This window comes from Cohnella nanjingensis (genome assembly GCF_014212125.1).
Taxonomy (GTDB): Bacteria; Bacillota; Bacilli; order Paenibacillales; family Paenibacillaceae; genus Cohnella; species Cohnella nanjingensis.
On the sequence record NZ_JACJVP010000012.1, the window covers coordinates 49167 to 71414 of the forward strand.

Here is a 22248-nt window from a genome sequence, read left to right on the forward strand (position 1 = left end):
GTACTGAGTACGACACTTGAGCCCGACTGTGGCAAAGGCGTGCAAAGTGACGTACCGGCTACGGCACTTGAGCCCGCACCTTCGGCTTCTCCGCACGGACCCTTGAGCGGAATCGAGGAGAGGAGTATACTAAAGACAGCATTCCATTTCGCTTCATTGCAAGAAGGAGGGACCGTGCATGATTCAGATCAGCGAGACGGCCGGACATAAGATACAGGAGATGCTTGCGGCCGAGGAGATTCCGAACTTGTTCCTGCGCATCGGCGTTCAAGAAGGCGGCTGCAGCGGTTTTTCATACGGCATGGGCTTTGACGACGAACAGCACGAGGACGACCGGGTGCTGGAGATCCGCGACCTGAAGGTCGTCGTGGATGCCGAGAGCGTCAAGTACCTGAACGGCCTCGAGATCGACTGGAAGGAATCCGGCATGGGCGGCGGATTCACCATCCACAACCCGAACGCCACCGCCACGTGTGGCTGCGGATCGTCGTTCCGCACGGCGACCGACGCGGGCAAGCCTGCGGCTGCCGGCGAGTGCTAATCCGATAGACGTTCGCACGGCGACGTCCAGAATATCGCCTTCGTCACCTCCCGGTTTCTTGCGCCTCGCGGCACAAGGATCCGGGAGGTTTTTTGCATGGCCGCCTCTGCCGGTCGGCGGGCTGTGCATAAGGCCATCCCCACAATCCCCCGCGTCATCCAAAGCTTCGTGAAGCTTGCCAACAGATTAGCCACACGTTGTCCACAGCGGGATGGGGATAAGGCTGCCTGCGCATCGGACAAATTGGGCCGGATCGGGGCGATTCGGGCTTGTTGCGTAGTGCAATCATCCAAGAACCTGTCTTTTCGCCCGAGTATGCTATTGATATATCACGGGAGAAGGGGGCCAAGCGGATGCATCACGGCTCAGGGCGCATGCTGGCGAGCAAATGGGTCAAGACGGCCGCGTTATTGTCTAACCGGCAGATTGCCGAGCACATACCCGCTACCCGTATCTTAAGTCCCGGCAACCTGCGGGGCATGCTGGCTTTATATGGCATGGTGGTGATCAAGCCGATCCGGGGAGCGGGCGGACATGGCGTGATCAAGGTCACGAAGCATCGCAGCCGGTACTCCGCCAAGTACATGACCCGGACGCGGACGTTCGGAAGCTTCGGCGCGCTGTATCGGCATCTGGGCCGCATTCGTAGGCGGCGGGTCTACCTGATTCAGAAAGGCATCCATCTGGCTACGATCGGCGGAAGACCGATCGACTATCGGGTGAAGTTCGTTAAGGTCGGCGCCCGATGGCAGTTCCGGTCGATGGTAGGACGGCTCGCCAGACGGGGGCTGTTCGTCACCAATCTGTGCCGGGGCGGAAGCCAGCTAACGGCCGCGCAGGGGATCAGCCGGTCGCTGTCGCCGCGTCTGGTCGGCGTCAAAAAACGCCAAATGCGACATTTGACGCATGTGGCGACAGGCATACTGGAGAGACGCTTCCCGGGAATCGGCCAGTTGGGCTACGATTACGGGATCGACCGCAGGGGACATATTTGGATATTAGAAGTCAATACGCGACCGCAGTAATCGTTCTTCTGAGACAAAAGTCGTTATCAAAAGGATTAATCGCCGCAAAATGCGCCATGAAAGTTTTTTATGAAATCGTCTGAAAGAAGCCTGTGTATAACTCCGTCCACAAAATCCCCCAAATCCCACGGGTGTTGCGGCATTTTTCAACAGAATACCCACATGTTGCCCACAGTGGAATGTGGATAATCTCGAGTCTTGTCCACTTATTCCCAGCCGTGCTATGATGCGAGCACGGATCAACCGATAAGCGAAGGGAAGGGTGTGGGTGATGTTGCCGCTATTGTCTGATGAGCTGTTGTTGGAGGCCTATCATCAAGCGGTTCGCCTGCAATTGGAACGGGAATTCTTGTATATGCTGCGCGCGGAGATCAAGCGGAGGAAGCTGTCGGTCGGGGAAGAGCTGCCGGCTTAAGGCCACATCCGCACAACGGCTTCAGACGCCATCCCGCAGGCGGAACAGCGGACGGCATGCGGGCAGCCCGTTGGCGCCGCGCCGGGCGGCAGCGTGTCCAAGACGGCGGCCGACTGTTCCGCGGGGCTATAGGGAGCGTAAGGCCCGAGCCAGTCCGCGGCGCGTCCTTCATCCACGACGGATTCGCCGCAGCCGGGGCAGGGGAACGTCAAATTTTCCATTCCATTGCACAAGGGACATAACACTAGGGCATCCTCCTTAGGACCGGACATGGCCGGGTTGCCTAAGTAGGATGCCCTTTTTTGTGCTGGATTCAGCATACAAGGATCCGTCCCGCGCTAGCTGCGTAGGATCGCCGGAGGCGCGACTAGAGCTTCAGGTTGCTGCTATGCCCCGGGGACAGCTTGGCGTCCGGATCGACGTACACCTTGGCGTTGTTGATCGCCGTAGGCGCCTCGCCGAAGCCTACCGCGATGAGCTTCAGCTTGCCGGGATACGTCGTGATGTCGCCGGCGGCGAAGATGCCCCGGATGTTCGTCTCCATGCGGGAGTCGACGACGACGGAGCCGCCCTCGATCGCAAGCCCCCACTCGGCGATCGGTCCGAGCGAGCTGACGAAGCCGAAGTTGACGATGACGTCGTCGACTTCATGTTCGCTCGTCTCGCCGGATTTGACGTCGGTCAGCGTGACGCGTTCGATCCGCGTCTCGCCGTGCAGCGCGGTGATCTCCTTCGGGACGACGACGTTCACCTTCGACTGGTGCAGCAGCTCCACGCTGTGCTCGTGCGCGCGGAACTTGTCTCGCCGGTGGACGAGCGTCACCTGGGCGGCGATCGGCTCCAGCATGAGCGACCAGTCCAGGGCGGAGTCGCCGCCGCCGGTGAGCAAGACCCTGCGGCCGCGGAAGCGCTCGAGATCGCTGACGAAGTAGTGCAGGTTCTCTTTCTCGTAGCCGGCCGCTTCGGCGAGCTCCAGCTTCCTCGGTTCGAACGCGCCGACGCCCGCCGTGATGATGACGGCGCGCGCTTGGTGAACGCGTTTGTCGGTCTCGACTTCGAACAGCCGATCGTCGAGCTTGCGGACGGCGACAACCTTCTCTTCGAGCGCGATATTCGGCTGGAACAGCTCCATCTGACGCTTCAGATTGTCGACGAGCTGCTGGGCCGTCACCTTCGGGAATCCGGCTACGTCGTAAATGTATTTCTCCGGGTACAGGGCGGCAAGCTGCCCCCCGAGCTGCGGCATACTCTCGATCACCGTGACGGACATCTTCCTCATGCCCCCGTAGAAGGCGGCGAACATGCCCGCCGGTCCTCCGCCGATTATGGCGACGTCAACCGGCTCCAATACGTCTTGGCTCACCTTCGGCCACCTCCGTCAATGCGCGAATCGCGCCAGTCTTTTTCTCATTATAAACTTGCCGATCCAGCAAAGGAATACCGAACGGGGAATTGTCGAATGATGTGAACGAGAAGCGGTTCGGCAGGCGGCAATTTTGTGGAGATGTCCAAACGATTTTGTGAAAATGAACCTTGAAAAGAAAAGGCATAACCGATATGATTCATGTGACGGCAAAGAGAGAAACTTGTCGGTAGACATTGTGGATTTTTTCACAATTAAACACCACATTAGGATTGGATGGGATTACCATGAGCAGCATACCAAAAATCGTCATCCTGGGCGCCGGCTATGGCGGCGTATTGACGTCCCTTCGACTACAAAAAGAGCTTAATTATAATGAAGCGGACGTAACCTTGGTCAATAAACACGATTATCATTATATTACGACTCATTTGCATATGCCCGCAGCGGGCACGGATCATCCCGACAACGCGCGCGTGAGCATCTCGAAGCTGATCGACGAATTCAAGATCGACTTCGTGAAGTCCACGGTCGTACAGATTCGTCCGCAGGATCGCAAGGTCATCCTGGAAGACGGCACGCTGTCCTACGATTACTTAGTCATCGGGCTCGGCGGCGAGTCCGAGACCTTCGGCATTCCCGGCATGGCCGAGAACGCGTTCACCATCCGATCCATCAACTCCGTTCGCCTCATCCGCGAGCATATCGAGTATCAATTCGCGCGCTTCAAGCGCGAGCCGCACCGCACGGACTATCTGACGTTCGTCATCGGCGGCGCCGGGTTCACGGGCATCGAGTTCATCGGCGAGCTGGCGGACCGCATCCCGGAGCTGTGCAAGCAGTTCGACGTCGACCAGTCGCTGGTCAAGGTCATCAACGTCGAAGCGGCGCCTACGGCGCTCCCGGGCTTCGATCCGGAGCTGGTCGAGTACGCGATGAACGTGCTGCGCAAGAAGGGCGTCACGTTCCGCATCGGCACGGCGATTAAGGAATGCACGCCGGACGGCGTCATCGTCGGCGAAGGCGAGGAGATCAAGTCGCAGACCGTCATCTGGTCCGGCGGCGTGCGGGGCAACCGCCTGATCGAGGAAGCGGGCTTCGAGACGATGCGCGGACGCGTGAAAGTCGACGAGGTGCTGCGCGCGCCGGGCCACGAGAACATCTTCGTGCTGGGCGACAACTCGCTCATGTTCAACCCGGAAGGCCGTCCTTACCCGCCGACCGCCCAGATCGCGATGCAGCAGGGCGTCAACTGCGCGCACAACCTGGTCGCATCGATCCGCAACCAGTCGCTGAAGCCGTTCGTGTTCAGCAACAAGGGCACGGTGGCGTCGCTCGGCAAGGGCGAAGCGATCGGCATGGCGTTCGGGAAGAAGTACAAGGGTCGCGTCGCGGCCTGGCTGAAGAAGATGATCGACCTGCGCTACCTGTTCATCATCGGCGGCATTCCGCTCGTCCTGCGCAAGGGCAAGTTCCTCTAATGCGCCACTGCAGCGTGCAGGTCCGAGGGCTGCTGACCCGAGACGAACTGGACCGCTACAACGCGCTGATGGAGGTAGGGAGCTACCTCGAGTCGCAGACGCGCTACGACCTGTCGGCGATCGTGCAAGCCGAGGTCGACCTGCTCATCCAACCCGGCATCGAGCGGCTGAAGGAGAAGGGGCGCGAGCGCGACCGCAAGACGCAGGAGTATCTCGAGGAGCGCCGGCGGGCCGAATGGGAAGCCCAGATGCGGCAGCTGGACGAAGACGACGACTAACATTGCCTTATAGAGATAGACAAAGCCGCCCTCGCAGCGCATGTCGCTGACGGGGGCGGCTTTTTGGTAGGAGAAAGGGAACGTATGCGGAATAAGCAGCGGAAAGGGTAGCGGGGCATCTCCCGGAGGAGCGGAGCGTTCGCCTTTTGAGGGCCTTGCCACCTTATCCCGTTCGATCAGGCAAAGGACCGAAAACAGCGACCGGAGGGAGATCCCCGCGAACCGCATCCGCGATCGCATAGGCCGAGCCTTACTTCAGCAGCGCTCCCAGCGAATCATTCGTCAAGCGGTTGCCGACGTAGAACGGGCCGAACTCGCCGTAGCGCGCGCTGACTTCGTCGAAGCGCATCTCGTAGACGAGCTTCTTGAACTGCAGCGAGTCGTCGGCGAACAGCGTCACGCCCCACTCCCAGTCGTCGAATCCGACGGAGCCGGTGATGATCTGCTTCACCTTGCCGGCGTAGCTGCGGCCGATCATGCCGTGGCTGCGCATCATCGACTTGCGGTCCTCCATCGGGAGCATGTACCAGTTGTCCCCGAGCAGGCGGCGCTTGTTCATCGGATAGAAGCAAATATGGTTCGACTTCGGCAGCGTCGGCTTCAGCCGGGCGACGATCTCCGGCACCTGCATCGGATCCACGCCCGGGGCCGCCATATAGTTACTCAGCTCGACTACGCTAACGTAGGAATATTCCGGTTTGACGAATCGCGCGAAGGCCGAGCGGTTGAACGCGTTCTCCACGGCGTTCAGCTCTTCGAGGGTCTCTCTGAGGTGCATGAAGACCAGATCGGCCTTCTGCCCGACGATGGCATAGAGCGCGAGGCTGCCCTCCTTGCGTTCCTCGACCGATTCCCATTCCGAGACGAGGGCGAACAGCTCGAGTCGCGCCGTCTCGCGCTCTTCCTCGGAGGCCGCCTTCCAAGCCGTCCAATCGATCGTTCTAAAGTCGTGCAGCGCGTACCAGCCGTCTAGCGTCTGTGCGGCTTCGCTCATGAATGCATCATCTCTCCTTCATTACAGTCAACAGGGCTTTTCTCATTTTAGCCTAATTGCGAACACCGGGCAAACCGCGTATCGGCGCGTTGACTCGCGGGAAAGCGATCTTGTAAACTAAGGATGGACATCAACCTGGGAGGAATCCAAAAGTCATGCGCGAGTTGATACAGGAAATCGTGGGGACGCTGCTCGTTTTCGTGCTGTTTTTCGGGATCGGCTTCATCCTGAATATGTTAATCAAAACGACGTGGTTGCCGACGTGGCTATATGTCATTATCGTACTGCCGCTTAGCGTGTGGTATTTCTGGGACCCGGAGCTAAGCGTGCTCTCGTTCTTCGGCGTCTTCACGCTGCCGCTGCTGGCGGGAATCGGCGGCGCCCTGGTGAGCGGATGGGCCATCCGCGCGCTGCGCAGAGGCGGATATAGGATGTTCTGAACGCTTCCGTATCTACGGTTTTGAAGGAAGGGGCAAGCGGCATGCGGGGACAGGAATGGAAAAGGCTGGCGAAGTTCGCGCTCGTGGGCGGCATGAATACGGGGATCGACGTGGCCCTGTTCGCCGTCCTGGTGTACGGGATCGGACTGTCATCCACGCCGTCGCAATTCATCTCGTACTTCATCGCGTTCTTGAACAGCTACTGGTGGAACAAACGATGGACCTTCCAGACCGGGGGCAAGCGCGACGCACGCGAGCTGATCCGCTTCGGCATCGTGAACTTGCTGTCGTTCCTGTTCGCGACGGGCGTTCTGCTCGCCTTCGAGAAGGGACTCGGGTTCTCGCCGATCGCGGCGAAGCTCCTCTCGGTCTTCGCTTCGCTCGCCGTGAACTACACCGGGAGCAAGCTGTGGGTATTCCGCAAAGAGACGCTGCGCCAGGATTCGTAGAATCGCGTATGTCATAGGAGAGCCGATAGACTGCCGACAGGGCGGGACTATCGGTTTTTTTTGTCGTTGAACCGTCCCCGAGCCAATCGTGCCGCCCTCTGCCGGAGGAGCGTCGATTTCGACTCACAGAATCTCAGAATGCCATTCCGTCGGTCCACAAGGACGACGATTGATTCCCCCTTCCGGACTTTGGCCGCTTTATGAAGCATTCGGTAAGCCAACACGTAATTCAGTGCCAGGCAAGTCGCATCATCGGGTTCTATCCCATTGGGCACCGCGATGATTTCATTCTGATCCAGGCACGCATGTTCGGAATATCCCCCGCCGGAGACGGTCAACGCGGCGACCAACTGGCCTGGGCGAAAAGCAGAAACGCCGGCTCCTGTTTTCTCAATGACGCCTACCACTTCGGAACCAAGCGTCACAGGCGATTTTGGCGCTTTTTTGTGAAATGGAAGTGCCAGTTGCCCACTCCTAATCCACACGTCCCCGCTCGATACGGTCGAAGCTAAATTTCGGATCAATACCTCGCCCAGCTTCGGTTCGGGTACCGGCCTTTCAACGATCTGCAATACCTCCGGCCGGCCATATCGGGTAATGACGACACTTTTACTCATGCGCATTGCTTATCCACCTCTTTGCTCCATTGGATTGTAGTTCACAAACGGAATTTAAATTCCACTTAATAATACGGAATATCGATTCCGTTTGTCAAAAACAATGATGATCAGGTAAGATGAATGACAAGAGGTGCATTTCGAGCATGAATGAAAATCATACGAACACGCCAATGGGCAGCAGTCTTTCACAGAATGCTTCCACCTTCGATACTGAACGCGCCAAATCGCTTCGCGTCGATGCCCAGCGAAACCGGGTGCGTATTTTGGATGCGGCCCTTTCCTTCTTCGCCGCGGAAGGGCTGTCCGTTCGAATCGAAGAAATCGCCCATCATGCTGGTGTAGGGATCGGTACGGTTTATCGCAATTTTCCGACCAAAGAGTTGCTGTTCGAAGCGGTCATTCAGAGATACCAGCAAAAGCTTGTTGAGGATGCGGAATCATTGATCGACCACGATGATCCGGGAGAAGCTTTTTTTCATTACATTACTCGCGTGATTGAAGGCGGAGCGGCGAACAAAGCATTGAAGGCAGCCTTGTCCGGTTCAGAAATCGATATGAAGGCCGTGGCTTCCGGCATCTCCAACAATTTGCGGGACGTACTGGCAAAGCTTCTCGCCCGTGCTCAACAGAGCGGTTCCGTCCGCGCGGATATCGGTGCAGATCATATAAAAGCCCTGATGGTAGGCACCCTTCTGGCCATTGAACACAGTGCCGGGGAAGCTAGTTTGCCAACCGGCATCATTTCGGTTATTTGCGACGGACTTCGCACCCAGCCCAGTTAACGTCTCGGCAATCGGATCACATTTTGGCCTTAGCGACACAAAAATGTACAGACATAAATGGCACAAATCCCCCGATTATGAGTTCTATTTCTCCAAAATAAAACCACGCTATGTTTCAGCGTGGTTTTTTCAGTAAATCGCGATTCGCCCCCATCGTTAAACTGACAGGCATACTCGATATATCGTCATTTGCCAGTCGGGTTAGAGCGCGTCTCCCAAGATCTGATTGAATTGCTCGAAGAACCGCTGGTCGTCCTCGTCGAAGCGTTCCTTCACCGGGCTGTCGATGTCGAGCACGCCGAGCAACGCGCCGTCCGCCGACCGCAGCGGCACGACGATCTCGGACTGGGAGGCGGCGTCGCAGGCGATATGCCCGGGAAACTGATGCACGTCCGCGACCCGGATCGTCTCGCCCTTCGCCGCCGAGGTCCCGCACACGCCCCGTCCGAGCGGGATGCGAACGCAGGCGGGCAATCCTTGGAAGGGGCCGAGCACGAGCTCGCCGCCATCAAGCAGGTAGAATCCTACCCAATTGATGTCGCTCAGATAGGTCTGAAGCAGCGCGGAAGCGTTGGCGAGATTGGCGATGCGATTCGGCTCGCCGTCGATGAGATGGCGCAGCTGCTCGAGGAGCAGCCGGTCGTTGGATTGGCGATCGTCGCCAAAGGTCTGTCGTTGAAACGTCGTCATGCGCAAGGCGGCCTCCTATCGAACGGATCTGATGCGTTGATCCTAGCAAGCCGGACGGCCGCCGTCAAGCCTTCGCGGCTGCGACGCTGACGGTCACCGGGGCAGACCAGACCGCGTACCCGCGATCGCCGATCCGGAAGCCCGCTATGGCGAAAAGGGTGTAAGTTCCGGGCTCGTCGATCTTCATCTCCTTAAAGGTTGTCTCTTCATAGACATAGCGTTGGCCAGGGGTCAGGTTTTTCTCATCCAGCGGGGGCGCCGTTTATGCTACAATAGAAAGACTACTCTATGAAAAAAAGGTTGTCGAGTCCGCCATGCGTGTGTCGAATAGGCTCGAATTCACGGAAAATCACCGCTACACCGCTTATCGCGACTTCGCGCTCAGCGGTCTGGAACGGAAAGTGCTGACGCATCTCTATCAACCGATGGTCGGCGCGTTCGCCGTCGGATTATATCTGCTGCTCTATCATCACCTCGGAGACGATCGGACGGGGTACGCGCCGGCCGAATCGCAGCGCAAGCTGTTCCTCGGTCTCGATCTGGAACTGAACGCGGCCGGTCGCAAGGCGCTCATTGAGCACGCCTCGAAGCTCGAAGCGGTCGGACTGCTGCAGGTGTATCGGCAGCATGATCCCGCATCGGAGGAGACGCTGTACGAATATGTGCTGATCCGTCCGCTGGCGCCCCCGGAATTTTTCGCGAACCTGCATTTGTCGTTGCTGCTGCGGGACAAGATCGGGAAGCCCGCGCTTCTCGAGCTGCGCGAATCGCTCGTGGCCGAGCAGCCGGCCGGCTTGGCCCGGTTCATGAACCGGGAAGAAGTGACCGTCCCGTTCTACGAGCTGTTCTCGATCAACCCGGCGAAGATCGATCCCGAGCTCGAGGCGGCGCTCGCCGAGACGGCTCCGACCCGCGAAGCGGGCAAGCAGCCGGCGCTGCCGGAGCGCATCCGCCACAGCGACATGCTGCTGCGCTTCCCGCGCGGCTCCGCCAACCGCGGCTATGTCGAACGGCTGGGCCACGCGCCCGAATCGATGGCGCAGATCAATTATTTGGCGTACAAATACGACATCGATATTCCGGAGATCAGCCGCCTGCTGGACGAAGACGGCATCTTCCGGACGGACGGCACCCTGCGGTGGGACGAGCTGCAGGCGCGCGCCAACCTCATTTACCGCCAGGACCGCAAGCGCGGCGAGGAGCGGGAGCGGTACCTCGCGCGGACGGACGGCACGGACCGCGCGGAATCCGGCAACGACGAGGCGCCGTCCGAGTCGGAGGACGCGCCCTCCTCGGTTCCGCCGCTGGCGGTACCGGAGCGCTTCGGCCTCTCGGTGACGGTCGAGCTGTACAACCAGATGCTCCGCAGAGAGCCTTACACGCGGATGCTCGAACGGTACTTCCCCGGCACGGTGCCCGACGCTTTCGTACGAATTTTCGAGCGCATCGACTTGAACTACAAATTGCCGGAACCCGTCATCAACGTCCTCATCCATTACGTGCTCGGCATGAACCATTCGCAGCGCCTGACGAAGAGCTTCATCGACTCGATCGCCACCAACATGCTGGCCAAAGGGATCGACACGTTCGACAAGTCCGTGCTGTACATAGGGGAGCAGGAGAAGCTGAATCAGACGTTGGAGCGCCGCCGGCGCGGGGAGGAAGAGCCTGCGGCGGCCGGCGCGAAGGGAATGGGCGGCGGTTCATCGCGAAGTCGGAACGGCCAGCCCCGCCGCAAGCCGGCCATGCCGGTCGTCGAGGACCGGGGCTCAGAACCGGATATGTCGGAAGAAGAATTAACAAATATGCGAGAATTGGCTCGCAAATTGAAAAACCGTAATTGATTGAATCGCAAGGAAGGGAGAGAGGCAGATGGAATCCATGGCAGAAGCGCTACGGCGTTGGCAGGGATCTTCGAGCGCGATGCAGGATGCGGAGCGGACGGCGGAACGCGTGCTGCGCGACCCGCTGGTGGCCAAGCTCAGAGAGCGTTACCCTGGCTTGGATGAAGCCGCGCTGCGGTCCAATCTGAACCGTCTGCATCAATGCTCGACCGAGTACCGCAACTGCCGGGACTGCCCGGGTCTCGAGCGGTGCCCGAACGATATGCAAGGTCACTTTACTCGCATTACTTGCGCTGAAGTGAACGGTCGATGGCAGGTATACGATCATAAGACCGCATGCAGTAAATGGACCGCCTATGAGCAAGAGAGACAGTTGCGGAATCGGGTAACAAGCTTCTACTTAGATGTCGATTTCTTCAAGGACGGATATGATCCGTTAGAGATGGCGGAATTGGATCCCGAACGCAGACGGGCCGTCAACCAATTGCTCCAATATGTGTATTCTACTCAAACCAATGGCCTCCAGAAAAAGGGTCTTTATTTAATGGGGAGTTTTGGTACGGGTAAAACTTATATGGCCGCCTATTTGTTACATGAGTTGGCCAAGGAAGGGCTGTCCGGCGTCATCGTCTACATGCCCGAATTCGTGGAGGACGCCAAGGCGCTCATGATGGAGCCGCAGAAGCTGAAGGAGACGCTCACGCTCATGAAGGAAGCGGACCTGCTCGTCTTCGACGACATCGGGGCGGAGAACCTGAGCCCTTGGGTGCGCGATCACGTGCTGGGGGCGATCCTGAACTCCCGGATGAACCGCAAGCCGACCTTCTACACGTCCAATCACGACTTGGAGGCGTTGGAGCGGCACTTCAGCTTCACGCACAAGGAAGGCGAAGAGATGCACAAGGGCCAGCGGCTGATGGACCGCATCCGGCCGTTCGTCGATGTGGTGCACGTGCGCGGGAAGAACCAACGAGGGTAGCAGGGAAGCCCGCTCGGGCAAGCCCGGATCCGCAGGCGACCGCGCCGGCGCTGCCCGAGGATGGGGCGGAATAACAAGGCAGCGCGCAGGCCGGGAGGAAGCGCCGGGAAACCCGCGCCCGCCATCGAACGTACAACTGAAAAGATAGATCGGACAAGCGCTGCCGCCGAGGTATAGCGCTTTTTTATTTGTAGTGCCCAAGTATCAATTTTTTTTATATATTGTAAAAGAGGTAGTTATTGACACTAAGCCTATCCGCCTGCTATGATTTCTCCAATACCAACTAAACGGGTAGGAATTATTCATAAACTCACCACCGGATAACCGGAGAAGGAGTGTTACCGATGCGTAACCTGAGATCCATTCGTCTATTGATTATCGCGGCTCTTATCGTGTCTGTCTTGTCCGCGTGCGGTGCCGGCAACGGCAAGAACAACGAAGGGAGCGCAAGCCCGAGCGGAAGCGCGGGAGCGAGCCCGAGCGCAAACAACAAGGAGAAGTCCCCGAAGTCGGTCGAGTTGCTGAACGTCTCGTACGACCCGACGCGCGAGCTGTACGTCGCCTTTAACAAGAGCTTCGCCGAGTATTGGAAGAAGGAGACGGGCCAGACGGTCAAGATCAATCAATCGCACGGCGGCTCCGGCGCGCAGAGCCGCAAAGTGCTGGATGGTCTGGAAGCCGACGTGGTCACTCTGGCGCTGGCGTACGATATCGATTCGCTCGCCGAGAAGGGATTGCTCAAAACCGATTGGCAGAAGTCGTTCGAATCCAACAGCTCGCCGTATACGTCGACGATCGTGTTCCTGGTTCGCAAGGGCAACCCCAAAGGCATCAAGGACTGGGGCGACCTGATCAAGAAAGACGTGCAAGTCATCACGCCGAATCCGAAGACGTCGGGCGGCGCCCGTTGGAATTATCTGGCGGCTTGGGGCTACGCGCTGAAGCAAAACGGCGGCGACGAGACCAAGGTCAAAGAATTCATGAAGCAGCTGTTCGACAACGTGCCCGTGCTGGATACCGGCGCCCGCGGCGCCACGACGACGTTCGTCGAGCGCAAGATCGGCGACGTGCTGCTGGCCTGGGAGAACGAAGCCTACCTCGCGAAGAAAGAATACGGCGACGACTTCGAGATCGTCACGCCGTCGCTCAGCATCCTGGCCGAACCGCCGGTCGCCGTCGTCGACAAGGTCGTCGACAAGAAGGGGACACGCGACGTAGCGGAAGCTTACCTGAAGTACTTGTACACGCCGGAAGGCCAAGAGATCGCGGCCCAGAACTTCTATCGTCCCCGCCTGCAGGAAGTGGCCGATAAGTACAAGGACCAGTTCCCGCAGCTGAACCTGCTGACGATCGACGCGGACTTCGGCGGCTGGAAGACCGCGCAAGCGAAGCACTTCGCGGACGGCGGCACGTTCGATCAGATCTACACCAAAGGCTCTTAATCGGACGACGGGAGACGGGCGACTATCATGGCTACTAACCGCAATCGGAGACAAGTGCTGCCGGGATTTCGGTTCACGCTAGGTTTTACCGTGCTGTACCTGAGTTTGATCGTGCTCATCCCGCTGGCCGGATTGGTCATCAAGACGGCGGGGCTGACGCTGCCGCAGTTCTGGGACACCGTGACGAGCGCGCGCGTGCTGGCGTCCTATAGGGTGAGCTTGCTCACCGCCTTTTTCGCCGCGCTGGTCAACGTCGTGTTCGGCTTGCTGATCGCCTGGGTGCTGGTCCGGTACCGGTTCCCGGGGAAAAAGATCGTCGACGGCTTGATCGACATGCCGTTCGCCCTGCCGACGGCCGTAGCGGGCATCGCGCTGACGGCGATCTACGCGCCGAACGGCTGGATCGGCTCGCTGCTCGAGCCGCTCGGCATCAAGGTGGCGTACACCCCGCTCGGGATTACGGTGGCGCTCGTGTTCATCGGCCTGCCGTTCGTCGTCCGGACGGTGCAGCCGGTGCTCCAGGAGCTGGAGACCGACACGGAAGAAGCGGCCGTGCTGCTGGGCGCGCACCGCTGGCGGACGTTCCGCAAAGTGCTGCTGCCCGAGCTCGTCCCGCCGCTGATCACGGGGTTCGCGCTGGCGTTCTCCCGCGGCATCGGAGAGTACGGCTCGGTCGTCTTCATCTCCGGCAACATGCCGATGAAGACGGAGATCACGCCGCTGCTCATCATCACGAAGCTCGAACAGTACGAATACAGCCAAGCGACCGCGATCGCGCTCGTCCTGCTGCTCATCTCGTTCGCGCTCCTGCTGCTCATCAATACGCTGCAACGGTGGACCAACCGCCGTCTGCGGTCGGCTTAGGGAGGGATCGACATGGCTGGAGCCGTTACGACCGTCACCGAGCTGTCCGCGGATAAGCGTCCGAAGCACCTGGACGAATCGCGGGGCGTCCGCATCGTCCTCATCGCGATCGCCCTGCTGTTCGTCGGCCTCGTCGTCGTCCTGCCGATGATCACGGTCATCGCCCAAGCGTTCAAGAAGGGCTGGGAAGCCTACGCCTCCGCCATCTCGGATCCGGATGCGATCTCCGCGCTGAAGCTTACGCTGATTACGGCGCTGGTCGCCGTCCCGCTGAATACGCTGTTCGGCGCGGCTGCCGCCTGGGCGATCACGAAGTTCAAATTTCGCGGCAAGAATCTGCTCATCACGCTGATCGATCTGCCTTTCGCGGTGTCGCCGGTCATCTCGGGCTTGGTCTACATCCTGCTGTTCGGCGCCCAAGGGCTGCTCGGCCCCTGGCTGATCGACCACGGCTACAAAGTCGTGTTCGCGACGCCGGGCATCATCCTCGCCACGATGTTCGTCACGTTCCCGTTCGTCGCCCGCGAGTTGATCCCGCTCATGGAGACCCAGGGAGCGCAGGACGAGGAAGCGGCGGTGAGCTTGGGCGCCAAGGGATGGCGGATCTTCTTCAAAGTCACGCTCCCCAATATCAAGTGGGGTTTGCTCTACGGCGTCATTCTCTGCAACGCGAGAGCCATGGGCGAATTCGGCGCCGTGTCCGTCGTCTCCGGGCATATCCGCGGCGAGACGAATACGCTGCCGCTCCATATCGAGATTCTGTACAACGAATACCAGTACACGGCCTCGTTCGCCGTCGCGTCGCTGCTCATGCTGCTCGCGGTCGTCACGCTCGTCATCAAAGGACTCATCGAAGGCAATTTGATCCGAAGCCGTCACAAGTAAGGGACACAAAAAAGAAGGAGTGGTTGGCCATGGCGAAGCCGTTGGAATTGAACGAAAGTTGGATCGAGCGTATCACGGATGCGGTCACCGGGCTGCAATACGGCAACGTGCAGATCGTGGTGCATGATGGACGCATCGTTCAGATCGAACGGACGGAACGCCGCCGGTTCGACGAAGTGTCGGAACGTCGCGCCGCGCGGGAGGTTCCCCAAGGCGGGACCGCCACGACGAAATAAACCGTCTTTCGATTCTTCAAGAGGCTGAGCTGGAAGGACGCCCGTTCGCGATGCGAGCGGGTTTTTTTTGTGTGGCCGGAGCGGGAGTCGGGCAGCGGGCAAAGTTGGGCGGACTTGAGGTTTGATGGAGGCGGAAGATCGGGGACGCGAATAAGTCCTGAGGTGCAATGGGCGTTCAGGGGAGGTCAACGGCGGGAGGAGCCGAGGGGACGGTACACGAAAAAAGCATCCACCAATTCGCCGAATAGGCGGATGGGGATGCTTCGCTTGGACCCTTGCGCGTGCGGATTAGGAAATCACGTACTTCACGATGACCGCGATGAGGAACACGATGAACATGAAGCCGAACATGCCGCCGAATCCGAAGACAAGGTCCTGCAGATCGTCGCGCGGCTCTTCGTTGATATGCTGCCGTGGATCTTGAACGTTTTCCATGGGGGGCCTCCTGACACGATCGTTAATCCTAGTATACCCAACATCGCATTTTGTTGTAAAGGCTTCCGCGTGACAAGTTTGCGACAACCTCCCCGCGCCGCTCTTGTGGTACAATGTAGGGTGCGGGATTAGTCCGATATAGGCGGGAGGCATGCATTGATGGATACCCTTCATACCGAATCGCAAGCGGATCGCGATCGCGCGAACGAACGCATCCGCAACAAGCTGGCGCTGCTGCCGGACCAGCCGGGCTGCTACCTGATGAAGAACGGCGAGGGCACGATCATCTACGTGGGCAAGGCCAAAGTGCTGAAGAACCGCGTACGCTCCTACTTCATCGGCAGCCACAACGTGAAGACGCAGCGTCTCGTCTCGGAGATCCGGGACTTCGAATACATCGTCACGGCCAGCAACATGGAAGCGCTGATCTTGGAGTGCAACCTGATCAAGCAGCATCTTCCCCGTTATAATGTCCTGCTGAAGGACGATAAATCGTTCCCTTACTTAAAAATCACGAACGAGAAGCATCCGAAGCTCGAGGTGACCCGGAAAGTCGTCAAGGACAAGGCGAAGTACTTCGGCCCTTATCCGAACGCCTATGCGGCGCAGGAGACGAAGAAACTGCTGGACCGGCTGTATCCGCTGCGCAAGTGCAATACGCTGCCGGACAAAGTTTGCCTGTACTATCATCTCGGCCAGTGCGTCGCGCCGTGCGAGTATCCGGTCGAGCCTTCGGAGTACGAGCGGATGGTCGGCGAGATGACCCGGTTCCTGAACGGCGGACACGGCGACATCAAACGCGAGCTCCAGCGGAAAATGGAAGCGGCGGCCGAGGAGCTGGCGTTCGAGCGGGCGCGCGAGTACCGGGATCAGATCGTCGCGATCGAGTCGCTCATGGAGAAGCAGACGATCACGATGACGGACGCCATGGACCGCGACGTGTTCGGCTATGCCGTGGACAAAGGCTGGATGTGCGTGCAGATTCTGTACATGCGCCAGGGGAAAATGATTCAGCGCCACGTCTCCGTCTTCCCCTATTACGGCGAGGCGTTCGAAGACTTCATGACGTACGTGACGCAGTATTACAGCGAGAATCCCGCGCTGCCGCGCGAGATGCTGCTGCCGCCGGCGCCGGAGTCGGCCGCGGCGGAGGGCGCGTTGACGTCCGCCGCTGCGGCTGCGGAAACGGGAACGTCTGTCGCGACGACGGAGAGCGGAGAGCCAGCTGCCGAAGCGCCAGGCGCGGCGCAGGGCCCAGATGCGGGTAGCGAGGCGCCGAAGGCCGATGTTGAGCGGGGCGCGAACGCAGAAGGCCTAACGACTGCGGAGAGCGTCGAGGCGATTCTCGCCGATCTCTCGGACGCGACCGGGGAAGAGCATGCCGTCGATGAAGGCGGCGAGATCGGAGAGTCGCTGCGGAATTGGCTGCGCATCAAGGTCTCGGTGCCGAAGCGCGGCTCGAAGCGCCAACTCGTGAGCATGGCCTGCGACAACGCGCGGGTCGCGCTAGAGGAGAAGTTCCGGCTCATCGCGCGGGACGAGGAGCGCAGCGTGAAGGCGGCAGCGGGGCTCGCCGAGTGGATCGGCATCCCTTCGGCGCACCGCATCGAGGCGTTCGACAACTCGAACATCCAGGGCGCTTCCCCGGTATCGGCGATGGTCGTCTTCACGGACGGCAAGCCGGACCGCAAGGAATACCGCAAGTACAACGTGCGCACCGTGCAAGGGCCGGACGATTACGAGACGATGCGCGAAGTCATCCGCCGCCGTTACGAGCGCGTCCTGAAGGAAGGGCTGGCGCTGCCGGACCTGATCGTCATCGACGGCGGCAAGGGGCAGATCGCCTCGGCCATCGACGTGCTCGTCAACGAGCTGGGGCTGGACGTGCCCGTGTGCGGCCTGGCGAAGGACGACAAGCACCGGACGGCGCAACTGCTCGTTGGCGATCCGCCGGAGATCGTGCCGCTGCCGCGCGACAGCCAGGAGTTCTATCTGCTCCAGCGCATTCAGGACGAGGTGCACCGCTTCGCGATTACGTTCCACCGCGAGAAGCGCGCCAAGTCCATGGTCGCCTCGCGCCTCGACGCGATCCCGGGCATCGGGGAAAAGCGCCGCAAGCAGTTGCTGAAGCACTTCGGCTCGCTCAAGGCGATCCGAGAGGCGTCCGTCGCGGACTTCAAGCCGCTGTCCATCGGGGAGGCGCTGGCCTCGCGGATCTTGGCGGCGCTGAACGAGGAAGAGCACGGGGCGAAGGTTGCGGAAGCGCAGCCGGACTCCGTCGCGCAGGAATCGGAAACGAGCGAGCGTTGAACAGCAAGGGACGATCCCAATTGGCCGAACGAGGCCGCAGGGATCGTCCCTTGTCGCGTCATCATCGCCGGAGGGCCAAAGAGACGTACCCCGTACGTCACATGCGGCGCCTTCGCCTCCGGAAGGCTAAAGAGACGTACCCCGTACGTCACATGCGGCGTCTTCGCCTCCGGAAGGCTAAAGAGACGTACCCCGTACGTCACATGCGGCGTCTTCGCCTCCGGAAGGCTAAAGAGACGTACCCCGTACGTCACATGCGGCGTCTTCGCCTCCGGAAGGCTTAAGAGACGTACCCAGTACGCCACATGCGGCGTCTTCGCCTCCACAATGCAAGAGAGACGTACTCAGCTACGTCTCTTTTGCGTATTATTCATTTTGCCTAGGCAGCGCTCAGGCCCTCACAGTCACCTACCGACCGCACCGAACCATACCGCCGCCCGCATACATGCCGGCCTGCGCCCCAATCTCACGCCAGCTTCGCCCCAGCCGCCCCACGCCCCGGGAAGCGGCGGCGCAGCCACCAGACGATGATCCCGACGGCCGCCGGCATGATGAAGCTGAACACGCCGCCCCAATTGTCGGAGGACAGGCCGTCCGACAGCATCTGCACGCCCATCAGGGTGGAGTCCAGCACGACGTGGGCGAAGAGGACGGCCAGCAGGCCGAACCGAAGCATGAACCAGCCGAAGAGGAGGCCCATCAATGTCAGCTCGATAAGCCGCGTATACACGGGATAGACGGCATAGCCGACGTGCCCGAACGCCCAGATCGCCGAAGCGGGCACCATCGCGATGAGCGTGAGCGTCGCCGCCGACCTCCGCGAAGGGTCGCGCCGCAGAATGCGTCTCGCCCCGCCTACGAACCAACGGCGGAACAGCCCGATGCTGAAGAGGCGGCTCTGCAGCTCCTCGGAGATGCCCGCGCACCACCCGAGCAGCGGCAGCAGCCACGGATAGGCCATGTTGTACATCGACTGCGAGGCGTCGGAGGAGTAGAACGAGCCCAGCAGCGCCTGCAGGACCACTAGAATGATCGACTGCGCCCCCAGCAGGATCATCGCCAGCACGTAGCCCTGGCCCGCGCTTCGCAGCACGCTCGCCCCGAAGCCCGGATCGCGCCAACGCGGCCAGAGGGAATAGCCCATCGATCGCCACAGGCCGTCGCCGCCGACCGCGCTGAAGTACGTCAGCAGCGCCATCGCGGCGTAGATGAACAGATTCACGATCAGCAGCGTCATGACGGCGCCATCGCCCGTCTCGGCCCCCATTTGCGCGCGGATACCGGCCTTCAGATTGAAGGTGAAGCCCGCGTACAGCAAGAAGAACGCGCTCGACAGGAAGATCCCGCGGCGGAACGACGACCATCCGCTGTAAGTGGCCGCGTAGATGACCGCCAGCACGAAGAGGGTGATCATCGGCAGCACGAAGCCGAAGATGGACAGCTTCCCGGCGATCTTCTCCTGACCGGCCATATAGTCGGTATAGGAGGCGGGCAGCACATAACGGTAAGTCAGCCGCTCGCCGGGCTTGACGGTAAGCTGCAATCGAGCCTCGCCTAGCTCGCTCTTGCGGGATTGCAGCACGACGGCCCCGTCAGGGGTCGCGTCGCCGGTCGGCTCCCACTCGGCTTCATCGTAGCCCGCCTGACCGACCCAGGCTAGCGCCGCCGCCGTCTGCTCGCGGCCTGCCGGCACGGTCGCCGCCAACTGCTCCTCCTGGCGCTTGCTGAGCCCGAGGGACGCCCGATTGCCGCTGACCCGATCCCAGGAGACGAGCTGTCCCGATTGCATATGCAGCGCCAGCGTCAGCCGCTCGTCGCTGCCGGCCGGGCGCAGCTCGACCTCGTACACATCCGTCGGAAATTTCGCATCCCATGTTTTGTCATAGGCCTTGGATAGCCGTTCCTTGGACAGATAGCCGACCGTGTCGCTGTCGGAGAGGTGGGTGACAACGATGCGGGAAGTCTCGTCCGGCCGAATGCCCCATTTCTCTGCCGCATAGCCCAGTGCTTGCTGGCGCGCGGCATCGCGCTCTAGAACGCCATTTCCTCCGGAGGACGATATTTGATCCGAATTCGGAAAGACTTGGAGAAAGAGAAAGAGCAGGAAGCCAATCCCTGAAATTACGTACCAACGAAAAGAAAGCAAATTAGAACCCTCCGATCGATTCTTCGTTCAAGTAAACGCATACAAGCGGCCTATCGTAGCGGATTCCCCGTTTATCACATGATATCGCGATGAATTGATGCCAGATCGAGAGAAAGATGAAGAATCGTCGTAAAAATGCGTTTATACGGCAGCCAAACGCTTGTATATCCGCTTTTACCGTTTAATTTCGCGTTTTTTGCTGTTGTGTGCGGTGTTGGGACGGACTATAATGCGGTGTAATGTTCTTTCCATATTATCCATCATACTACCCAGCCGAATTTCTGCAAGAAAACGGGGGAACCACAGATTCAAGCGCCTTTCGCTCGCGCGACGCGAGCCAAGGTGCCGGGGTGAATTCCGCAGCGCGCCGCCGCGCCGGATAGGGCAACTGTTCAAGCCCGAACCCGTCAGCTAACCTCGTAGGCTGTTCATGAACAGGACTCGTGTGCGCGAAGGCACTGGAGCTCCAGTGTCTTTTTTGATGCGCCAAAAAGCGGTTACGCGCCGCGCCCGCGCCCGGGCGACAACCGAGCGCGCCCGAGCGACGACCGGGCCGCGCGGAACGATCGCGCCCGCGCAACGACCGCTCCGCATCTTCGAACGGAGGAGCGGCCCCCCGTTGGTCCTGTCGTCAACTGCACAAGAGATTGCGCTAATTTTTGGTTAACCTATGAGGTGACAAGACTTGCTTAAGAAATGGCTCCGACGGTTCTATGCTTCCCCGCCGCGCGTAATCGTCGCCGGATTCGCCGCGATCATCTTCATCGGGACGGCGCTGCTTCGGCTTCCCGCCTCTTCGGCATCCGGGGAGACGACGCCTTGGCTCGAAGCGTTCTTCTACTCCGCTTCGGCGACCTGCGTCACCGGACTTGCGCGGCTCGATACGGGCACGTACTTCTCGGCGTTCGGTCATTGGGTCATTCTGGCGCTCGTGCAATTGGGCGGTCTCGGCTTCATGACGACCGGCACGCTGTTCGCGCTCTTCGCGGGGAAGAAGGTGTCGCTGAAGGACAAGCTCATCCTTCAGGAATCGCTGAACCAAGGCTCGCTGGAAGGCATCGTTCGCCTCGTCCGCAGGGTGCTCTTGTACGCCCTTAGCATCGAAGCGGTCGGCGCCCTGCTGTTCGCCCTGCGCTTCATGCAGGAGATGAGCCCGGGCCGCGCCATCTATTACGGCATTTTCCATAGCGTGTCGATCTTCAACAACGCCGGATTCGACCTGTTCGGCCAGTTCCGGAGCATGACCGCCTATGTCGGCGACGTCTACGTGAACCTCCTGTCCGTCGTACTGGTCTTCCTCGGCGGCGTCGGCTTCATCGTTTTGTCCGATCTGCTCGAACTCCGGACCCGCCGGCGGCTGTCGCTGCACTCGCGCGTCGTGCTGTGGGTATCCGCCTTCCTGATCGTCGTCGGCACGGTCACGATTCTGATCTTCGAGTACACGAACCAGGATTCCCTCGGACCGCTCGGCTTCGGGGAGAAGTTGCTCGCCGCGATGCTGCAGTCCGTGACTACCCGATCGGCGGGCATCACGACGGTGGATATCGCTTCGTTCCGCGACGCGACCCAGTTCGCGATGATCCTGCTCATGTTCGTAGGCGCGTCTCCGGGCTCCACCGGCGGAGGCATCAAGACGACGACGTTCGCGGTGCTGGCCAGCGCCGTCTGGTCGATGATGCGGGGCCGGAGCGACGTGGTGCTGTTTCGATCCCGCATCGAACGGTCAAAAGTAAACAAGGCGGTTACCGTCACGATGCTGAGCTTGGCGATCGTCATGGGGGCGGTCATGATCCTATCCGTCACGGAGCGGCAGTCCTTCCTGATCATTCTATTCGAGGTCATGTCCGCTTACGCCACCGTCGGCTTGTCCGCTGGGATGACTGGCGACCTCACGCCGTTCGGCCAAGTCCTTATCGCCGTCCTGATGTTCGTCGGCCGCCTGGGCCCGCTGACATTCACCTACGCGCTGGGCACCCGGTCCGGGCGTACGCTCTACCGCTACGCGGAAGGCCGCATCATCATTGGATAA

Annotated in this window: 23 protein-coding genes and 1 riboswitch; of the genes, 16 read left to right on the forward strand and 7 right to left on the reverse strand. The window is 60.0% G+C overall.

Annotated elements, in window-relative coordinates; all coding sequences use genetic code 11:
* The first annotated feature begins 178 nt into the window (after window positions 1–178).
* The 3 genes from erpA (at window position 179) to sda (ending at window position 1981) form a co-directional block, all read left to right on the forward strand.
* Window positions 179–541: an iron-sulfur cluster insertion protein ErpA gene (gene erpA, locus H7C19_RS09575; protein WP_185142423.1), complete on the forward strand. Its 363-nt coding sequence runs from the start codon at window positions 179–181 to the stop codon at window positions 539–541.
* Between the two features lie 353 nt (window positions 542–894).
* The gene (locus tag H7C19_RS09580) at window positions 895–1566 is read left to right on the forward strand and encodes a YheC/YheD family protein (RefSeq protein WP_185142424.1); all 672 of its coding nucleotides are present in this window, start codon (window positions 895–897) and stop codon (window positions 1564–1566) included.
* Window positions 1567–1849: 283 nt separating this feature from the next.
* Window positions 1850–1981, forward strand: coding sequence for a sporulation histidine kinase inhibitor Sda (sda, locus tag H7C19_RS09585; protein WP_313731519.1), 132 nt, complete (start codon window positions 1850–1852; stop codon window positions 1979–1981).
* Here sda and H7C19_RS09590 read toward each other — a convergent pair.
* Both H7C19_RS09590 and H7C19_RS09595 read right to left on the reverse strand, forming a co-directional pair.
* Entirely contained in the window at window positions 1978–2202 is a 225-nt protein-coding gene (locus H7C19_RS09590) for a hypothetical protein (RefSeq protein WP_221469144.1), read from the reverse strand. The genes sda and H7C19_RS09590 overlap by 4 nt on opposite strands.
* 146 nt (window positions 2203–2348) lie before the next feature.
* The gene (locus tag H7C19_RS09595) at window positions 2349–3344 is read right to left on the reverse strand and encodes an NAD(P)/FAD-dependent oxidoreductase (protein WP_185142426.1); all 996 of its coding nucleotides are present in this window, start codon (window positions 3342–3344) and stop codon (window positions 2349–2351) included.
* Window positions 3345–3631: 287 nt separating this feature from the next.
* Here H7C19_RS09595 and H7C19_RS09600 point away from each other — a divergent pair, with 287 nt between their 5' ends.
* Together H7C19_RS09600 and H7C19_RS09605 are read left to right on the forward strand one after the other, a co-directional pair.
* Window positions 3632–4825, forward strand: a complete 1194-nt coding sequence (locus H7C19_RS09600; RefSeq protein ID WP_185142427.1) for an NAD(P)/FAD-dependent oxidoreductase — start codon at window positions 3632–3634, stop codon at window positions 4823–4825.
* Window positions 4825–5103: a hypothetical protein gene (locus tag H7C19_RS09605; RefSeq protein ID WP_185142428.1), complete on the forward strand. Its 279-nt coding sequence runs from the start codon at window positions 4825–4827 to the stop codon at window positions 5101–5103. Before H7C19_RS09600 ends, H7C19_RS09605 begins: the two co-directional genes overlap by 1 nt.
* Before the next feature lie 250 nt (window positions 5104–5353).
* Here the strand turns inward: H7C19_RS09605 and hemQ are convergent, their stop codons facing one another.
* Window positions 5354–6097, reverse strand: a complete 744-nt coding sequence (gene hemQ / locus H7C19_RS09610; RefSeq protein WP_185142429.1) for a hydrogen peroxide-dependent heme synthase — start codon at window positions 6095–6097, stop codon at window positions 5354–5356.
* Window positions 6098–6252: 155 nt separating this feature from the next.
* On the opposite strand from hemQ, the gene H7C19_RS09615 reads away from it, so the two are divergent.
* The gene (locus tag H7C19_RS09615) at window positions 6253–6537 is read left to right on the forward strand and encodes a YuiB family protein (RefSeq protein WP_185142430.1); all 285 of its coding nucleotides are present in this window, start codon (window positions 6253–6255) and stop codon (window positions 6535–6537) included.
* Between the two features lie 41 nt (window positions 6538–6578).
* Complete coding sequence (locus tag H7C19_RS09620) at window positions 6579–6986, forward strand: GtrA family protein (protein WP_185142431.1); 408 nt, start codon at window positions 6579–6581, stop codon at window positions 6984–6986.
* A 47-nt stretch (window positions 6987–7033) separates the two neighbouring features.
* On the opposite strand, the gene H7C19_RS09625 is transcribed toward H7C19_RS09620, so the two are convergent.
* Window positions 7034–7609 (reverse strand): alcohol dehydrogenase catalytic domain-containing protein, encoded by a 576-nt coding sequence (locus tag H7C19_RS09625; RefSeq protein ID WP_185142432.1) that lies wholly within the window; start codon window positions 7607–7609, stop codon window positions 7034–7036.
* Between the two features lie 140 nt (window positions 7610–7749).
* On the opposite strand from H7C19_RS09625, the gene H7C19_RS09630 reads away from it, so the two are divergent.
* Window positions 7750–8388, forward strand: a complete 639-nt coding sequence (locus H7C19_RS09630; protein WP_185142433.1) for a TetR/AcrR family transcriptional regulator — start codon at window positions 7750–7752, stop codon at window positions 8386–8388.
* A 201-nt stretch (window positions 8389–8589) separates the two neighbouring features.
* Here the strand turns inward: H7C19_RS09630 and msrC are convergent, their stop codons facing one another.
* The gene (msrC, locus tag H7C19_RS09635) at window positions 8590–9078 is read right to left on the reverse strand and encodes a free L-methionine (R)-S-oxide reductase MsrC (RefSeq protein ID WP_185142434.1); all 489 of its coding nucleotides are present in this window, start codon (window positions 9076–9078) and stop codon (window positions 8590–8592) included.
* Between the two features lie 314 nt (window positions 9079–9392).
* On the opposite strand from msrC, the gene H7C19_RS09640 reads away from it, so the two are divergent.
* The 6 genes from H7C19_RS09640 to H7C19_RS09665 all read left to right on the forward strand — a co-directional run bounded on the left by H7C19_RS09640 (window position 9393) and on the right by H7C19_RS09665 (window position 15328).
* A complete protein-coding gene (locus H7C19_RS09640; protein ID WP_185142435.1) occupies window positions 9393–10922 on the forward strand; it encodes a DnaD domain protein in 1530 nt (509 codons plus the stop codon).
* Window positions 10923–10950: 28 nt separating this feature from the next.
* Window positions 10951–11901 carry an ATP-binding protein gene (locus H7C19_RS09645; protein WP_185142436.1) on the forward strand — a complete coding sequence of 317 codons (951 nt, stop codon included), beginning with the start codon at window positions 10951–10953 and terminating at the stop codon, window positions 11899–11901.
* Between the two features lie 344 nt (window positions 11902–12245).
* Entirely contained in the window at window positions 12246–13343 is a 1098-nt protein-coding gene (locus H7C19_RS09650) for a sulfate ABC transporter substrate-binding protein (RefSeq protein WP_185142437.1), read from the forward strand.
* Between the two features lie 27 nt (window positions 13344–13370).
* The gene (gene cysT, locus H7C19_RS09655; protein WP_185142438.1) at window positions 13371–14207 is read left to right on the forward strand and encodes a sulfate ABC transporter permease subunit CysT; all 837 of its coding nucleotides are present in this window, start codon (window positions 13371–13373) and stop codon (window positions 14205–14207) included.
* A gap of 12 nt (window positions 14208–14219) precedes the next feature.
* Window positions 14220–15092 (forward strand): sulfate ABC transporter permease subunit CysW, encoded by an 873-nt coding sequence (gene cysW / locus H7C19_RS09660; protein ID WP_185142439.1) that lies wholly within the window; start codon window positions 14220–14222, stop codon window positions 15090–15092.
* Window positions 15093–15121: 29 nt separating this feature from the next.
* Window positions 15122–15328 (forward strand): YezD family protein, encoded by a 207-nt coding sequence (locus H7C19_RS09665; RefSeq protein WP_185142440.1) that lies wholly within the window; start codon window positions 15122–15124, stop codon window positions 15326–15328.
* A gap of 288 nt (window positions 15329–15616) precedes the next feature.
* Here the strand turns inward: H7C19_RS09665 and H7C19_RS09670 are convergent, their stop codons facing one another.
* A complete protein-coding gene (locus tag H7C19_RS09670; RefSeq protein ID WP_185142441.1) occupies window positions 15617–15763 on the reverse strand; it encodes a YqzM family protein in 147 nt (48 codons plus the stop codon).
* Between the two features lie 159 nt (window positions 15764–15922).
* On the opposite strand from H7C19_RS09670, the gene uvrC reads away from it, so the two are divergent.
* On the forward strand, window positions 15923–18073 hold the full coding sequence (uvrC, locus tag H7C19_RS09675) for an excinuclease ABC subunit UvrC (protein ID WP_185142442.1): 2151 nt from the start codon (window positions 15923–15925) through the stop codon (window positions 18071–18073).
* A gap of 466 nt (window positions 18074–18539) precedes the next feature.
* Here uvrC and H7C19_RS09680 read toward each other — a convergent pair whose 3' ends face one another.
* Window positions 18540–20219 carry a CPBP family intramembrane glutamic endopeptidase gene (locus H7C19_RS09680; RefSeq protein WP_185142443.1) on the reverse strand — a complete coding sequence of 560 codons (1680 nt, stop codon included), beginning with the start codon at window positions 20217–20219 and terminating at the stop codon, window positions 18540–18542.
* Between the two features lie 261 nt (window positions 20220–20480).
* Window positions 20481–20661, forward strand: a riboswitch (cyclic di-AMP (ydaO/yuaA leader).
* A 243-nt stretch (window positions 20662–20904) separates the two neighbouring features.
* On the opposite strand from H7C19_RS09680, the gene H7C19_RS09685 reads away from it, so the two are divergent.
* On the forward strand, window positions 20905–22248 hold the full coding sequence (locus tag H7C19_RS09685) for a TrkH family potassium uptake protein (RefSeq protein ID WP_185142444.1): 1344 nt from the start codon (window positions 20905–20907) through the stop codon (window positions 22246–22248).

What these genes read in the sequence shown, in the direction of transcription:
- erpA (WP_185142423.1), top strand. Translation starts at nt 179, where the DNA reads ATGATTCAGATCAGCGAGACGGCCGGACATAAGATACAGGAGATGCTT.
- H7C19_RS09580 (WP_185142424.1), top strand. Translation starts at nt 895, where the DNA reads ATGCATCACGGCTCAGGGCGCATGCTGGCGAGCAAATGGGTCAAGACG.
- H7C19_RS09590 (WP_221469144.1), bottom strand. Translation starts at nt 2,202, where the DNA reads ATGGAAAATTTGACGTTCCCCTGCCCCGGCTGCGGCGAATCCGTCGTG.
- H7C19_RS09600 (WP_185142427.1), top strand. Translation starts at nt 3,632, where the DNA reads ATGAGCAGCATACCAAAAATCGTCATCCTGGGCGCCGGCTATGGCGGC.
- H7C19_RS09605 (WP_185142428.1), top strand. Translation starts at nt 4,825, where the DNA reads ATGCGCCACTGCAGCGTGCAGGTCCGAGGGCTGCTGACCCGAGACGAA.
- hemQ (WP_185142429.1), bottom strand. Translation starts at nt 6,097, where the DNA reads ATGAGCGAAGCCGCACAGACGCTAGACGGCTGGTACGCGCTGCACGAC.
- H7C19_RS09615 (WP_185142430.1), top strand. Translation starts at nt 6,253, where the DNA reads ATGCGCGAGTTGATACAGGAAATCGTGGGGACGCTGCTCGTTTTCGTG.
- H7C19_RS09620 (WP_185142431.1), top strand. Translation starts at nt 6,579, where the DNA reads ATGCGGGGACAGGAATGGAAAAGGCTGGCGAAGTTCGCGCTCGTGGGC.
- H7C19_RS09625 (WP_185142432.1), bottom strand. Translation starts at nt 7,609, where the DNA reads ATGCGCATGAGTAAAAGTGTCGTCATTACCCGATATGGCCGGCCGGAG.
- H7C19_RS09630 (WP_185142433.1), top strand. Translation starts at nt 7,750, where the DNA reads ATGAATGAAAATCATACGAACACGCCAATGGGCAGCAGTCTTTCACAG.
- msrC (WP_185142434.1), bottom strand. Translation starts at nt 9,078, where the DNA reads ATGACGACGTTTCAACGACAGACCTTTGGCGACGATCGCCAATCCAAC.
- H7C19_RS09640 (WP_185142435.1), top strand. Translation starts at nt 9,393, where the DNA reads ATGCGTGTGTCGAATAGGCTCGAATTCACGGAAAATCACCGCTACACC.
- H7C19_RS09645 (WP_185142436.1), top strand. Translation starts at nt 10,951, where the DNA reads ATGGAATCCATGGCAGAAGCGCTACGGCGTTGGCAGGGATCTTCGAGC.
- H7C19_RS09650 (WP_185142437.1), top strand. Translation starts at nt 12,246, where the DNA reads ATGCGTAACCTGAGATCCATTCGTCTATTGATTATCGCGGCTCTTATC.
- cysT (WP_185142438.1), top strand. Translation starts at nt 13,371, where the DNA reads ATGGCTACTAACCGCAATCGGAGACAAGTGCTGCCGGGATTTCGGTTC.
- cysW (WP_185142439.1), top strand. Translation starts at nt 14,220, where the DNA reads ATGGCTGGAGCCGTTACGACCGTCACCGAGCTGTCCGCGGATAAGCGT.
- H7C19_RS09665 (WP_185142440.1), top strand. Translation starts at nt 15,122, where the DNA reads ATGGCGAAGCCGTTGGAATTGAACGAAAGTTGGATCGAGCGTATCACG.
- H7C19_RS09670 (WP_185142441.1), bottom strand. Translation starts at nt 15,763, where the DNA reads ATGGAAAACGTTCAAGATCCACGGCAGCATATCAACGAAGAGCCGCGC.
- uvrC (WP_185142442.1), top strand. Translation starts at nt 15,923, where the DNA reads ATGGATACCCTTCATACCGAATCGCAAGCGGATCGCGATCGCGCGAAC.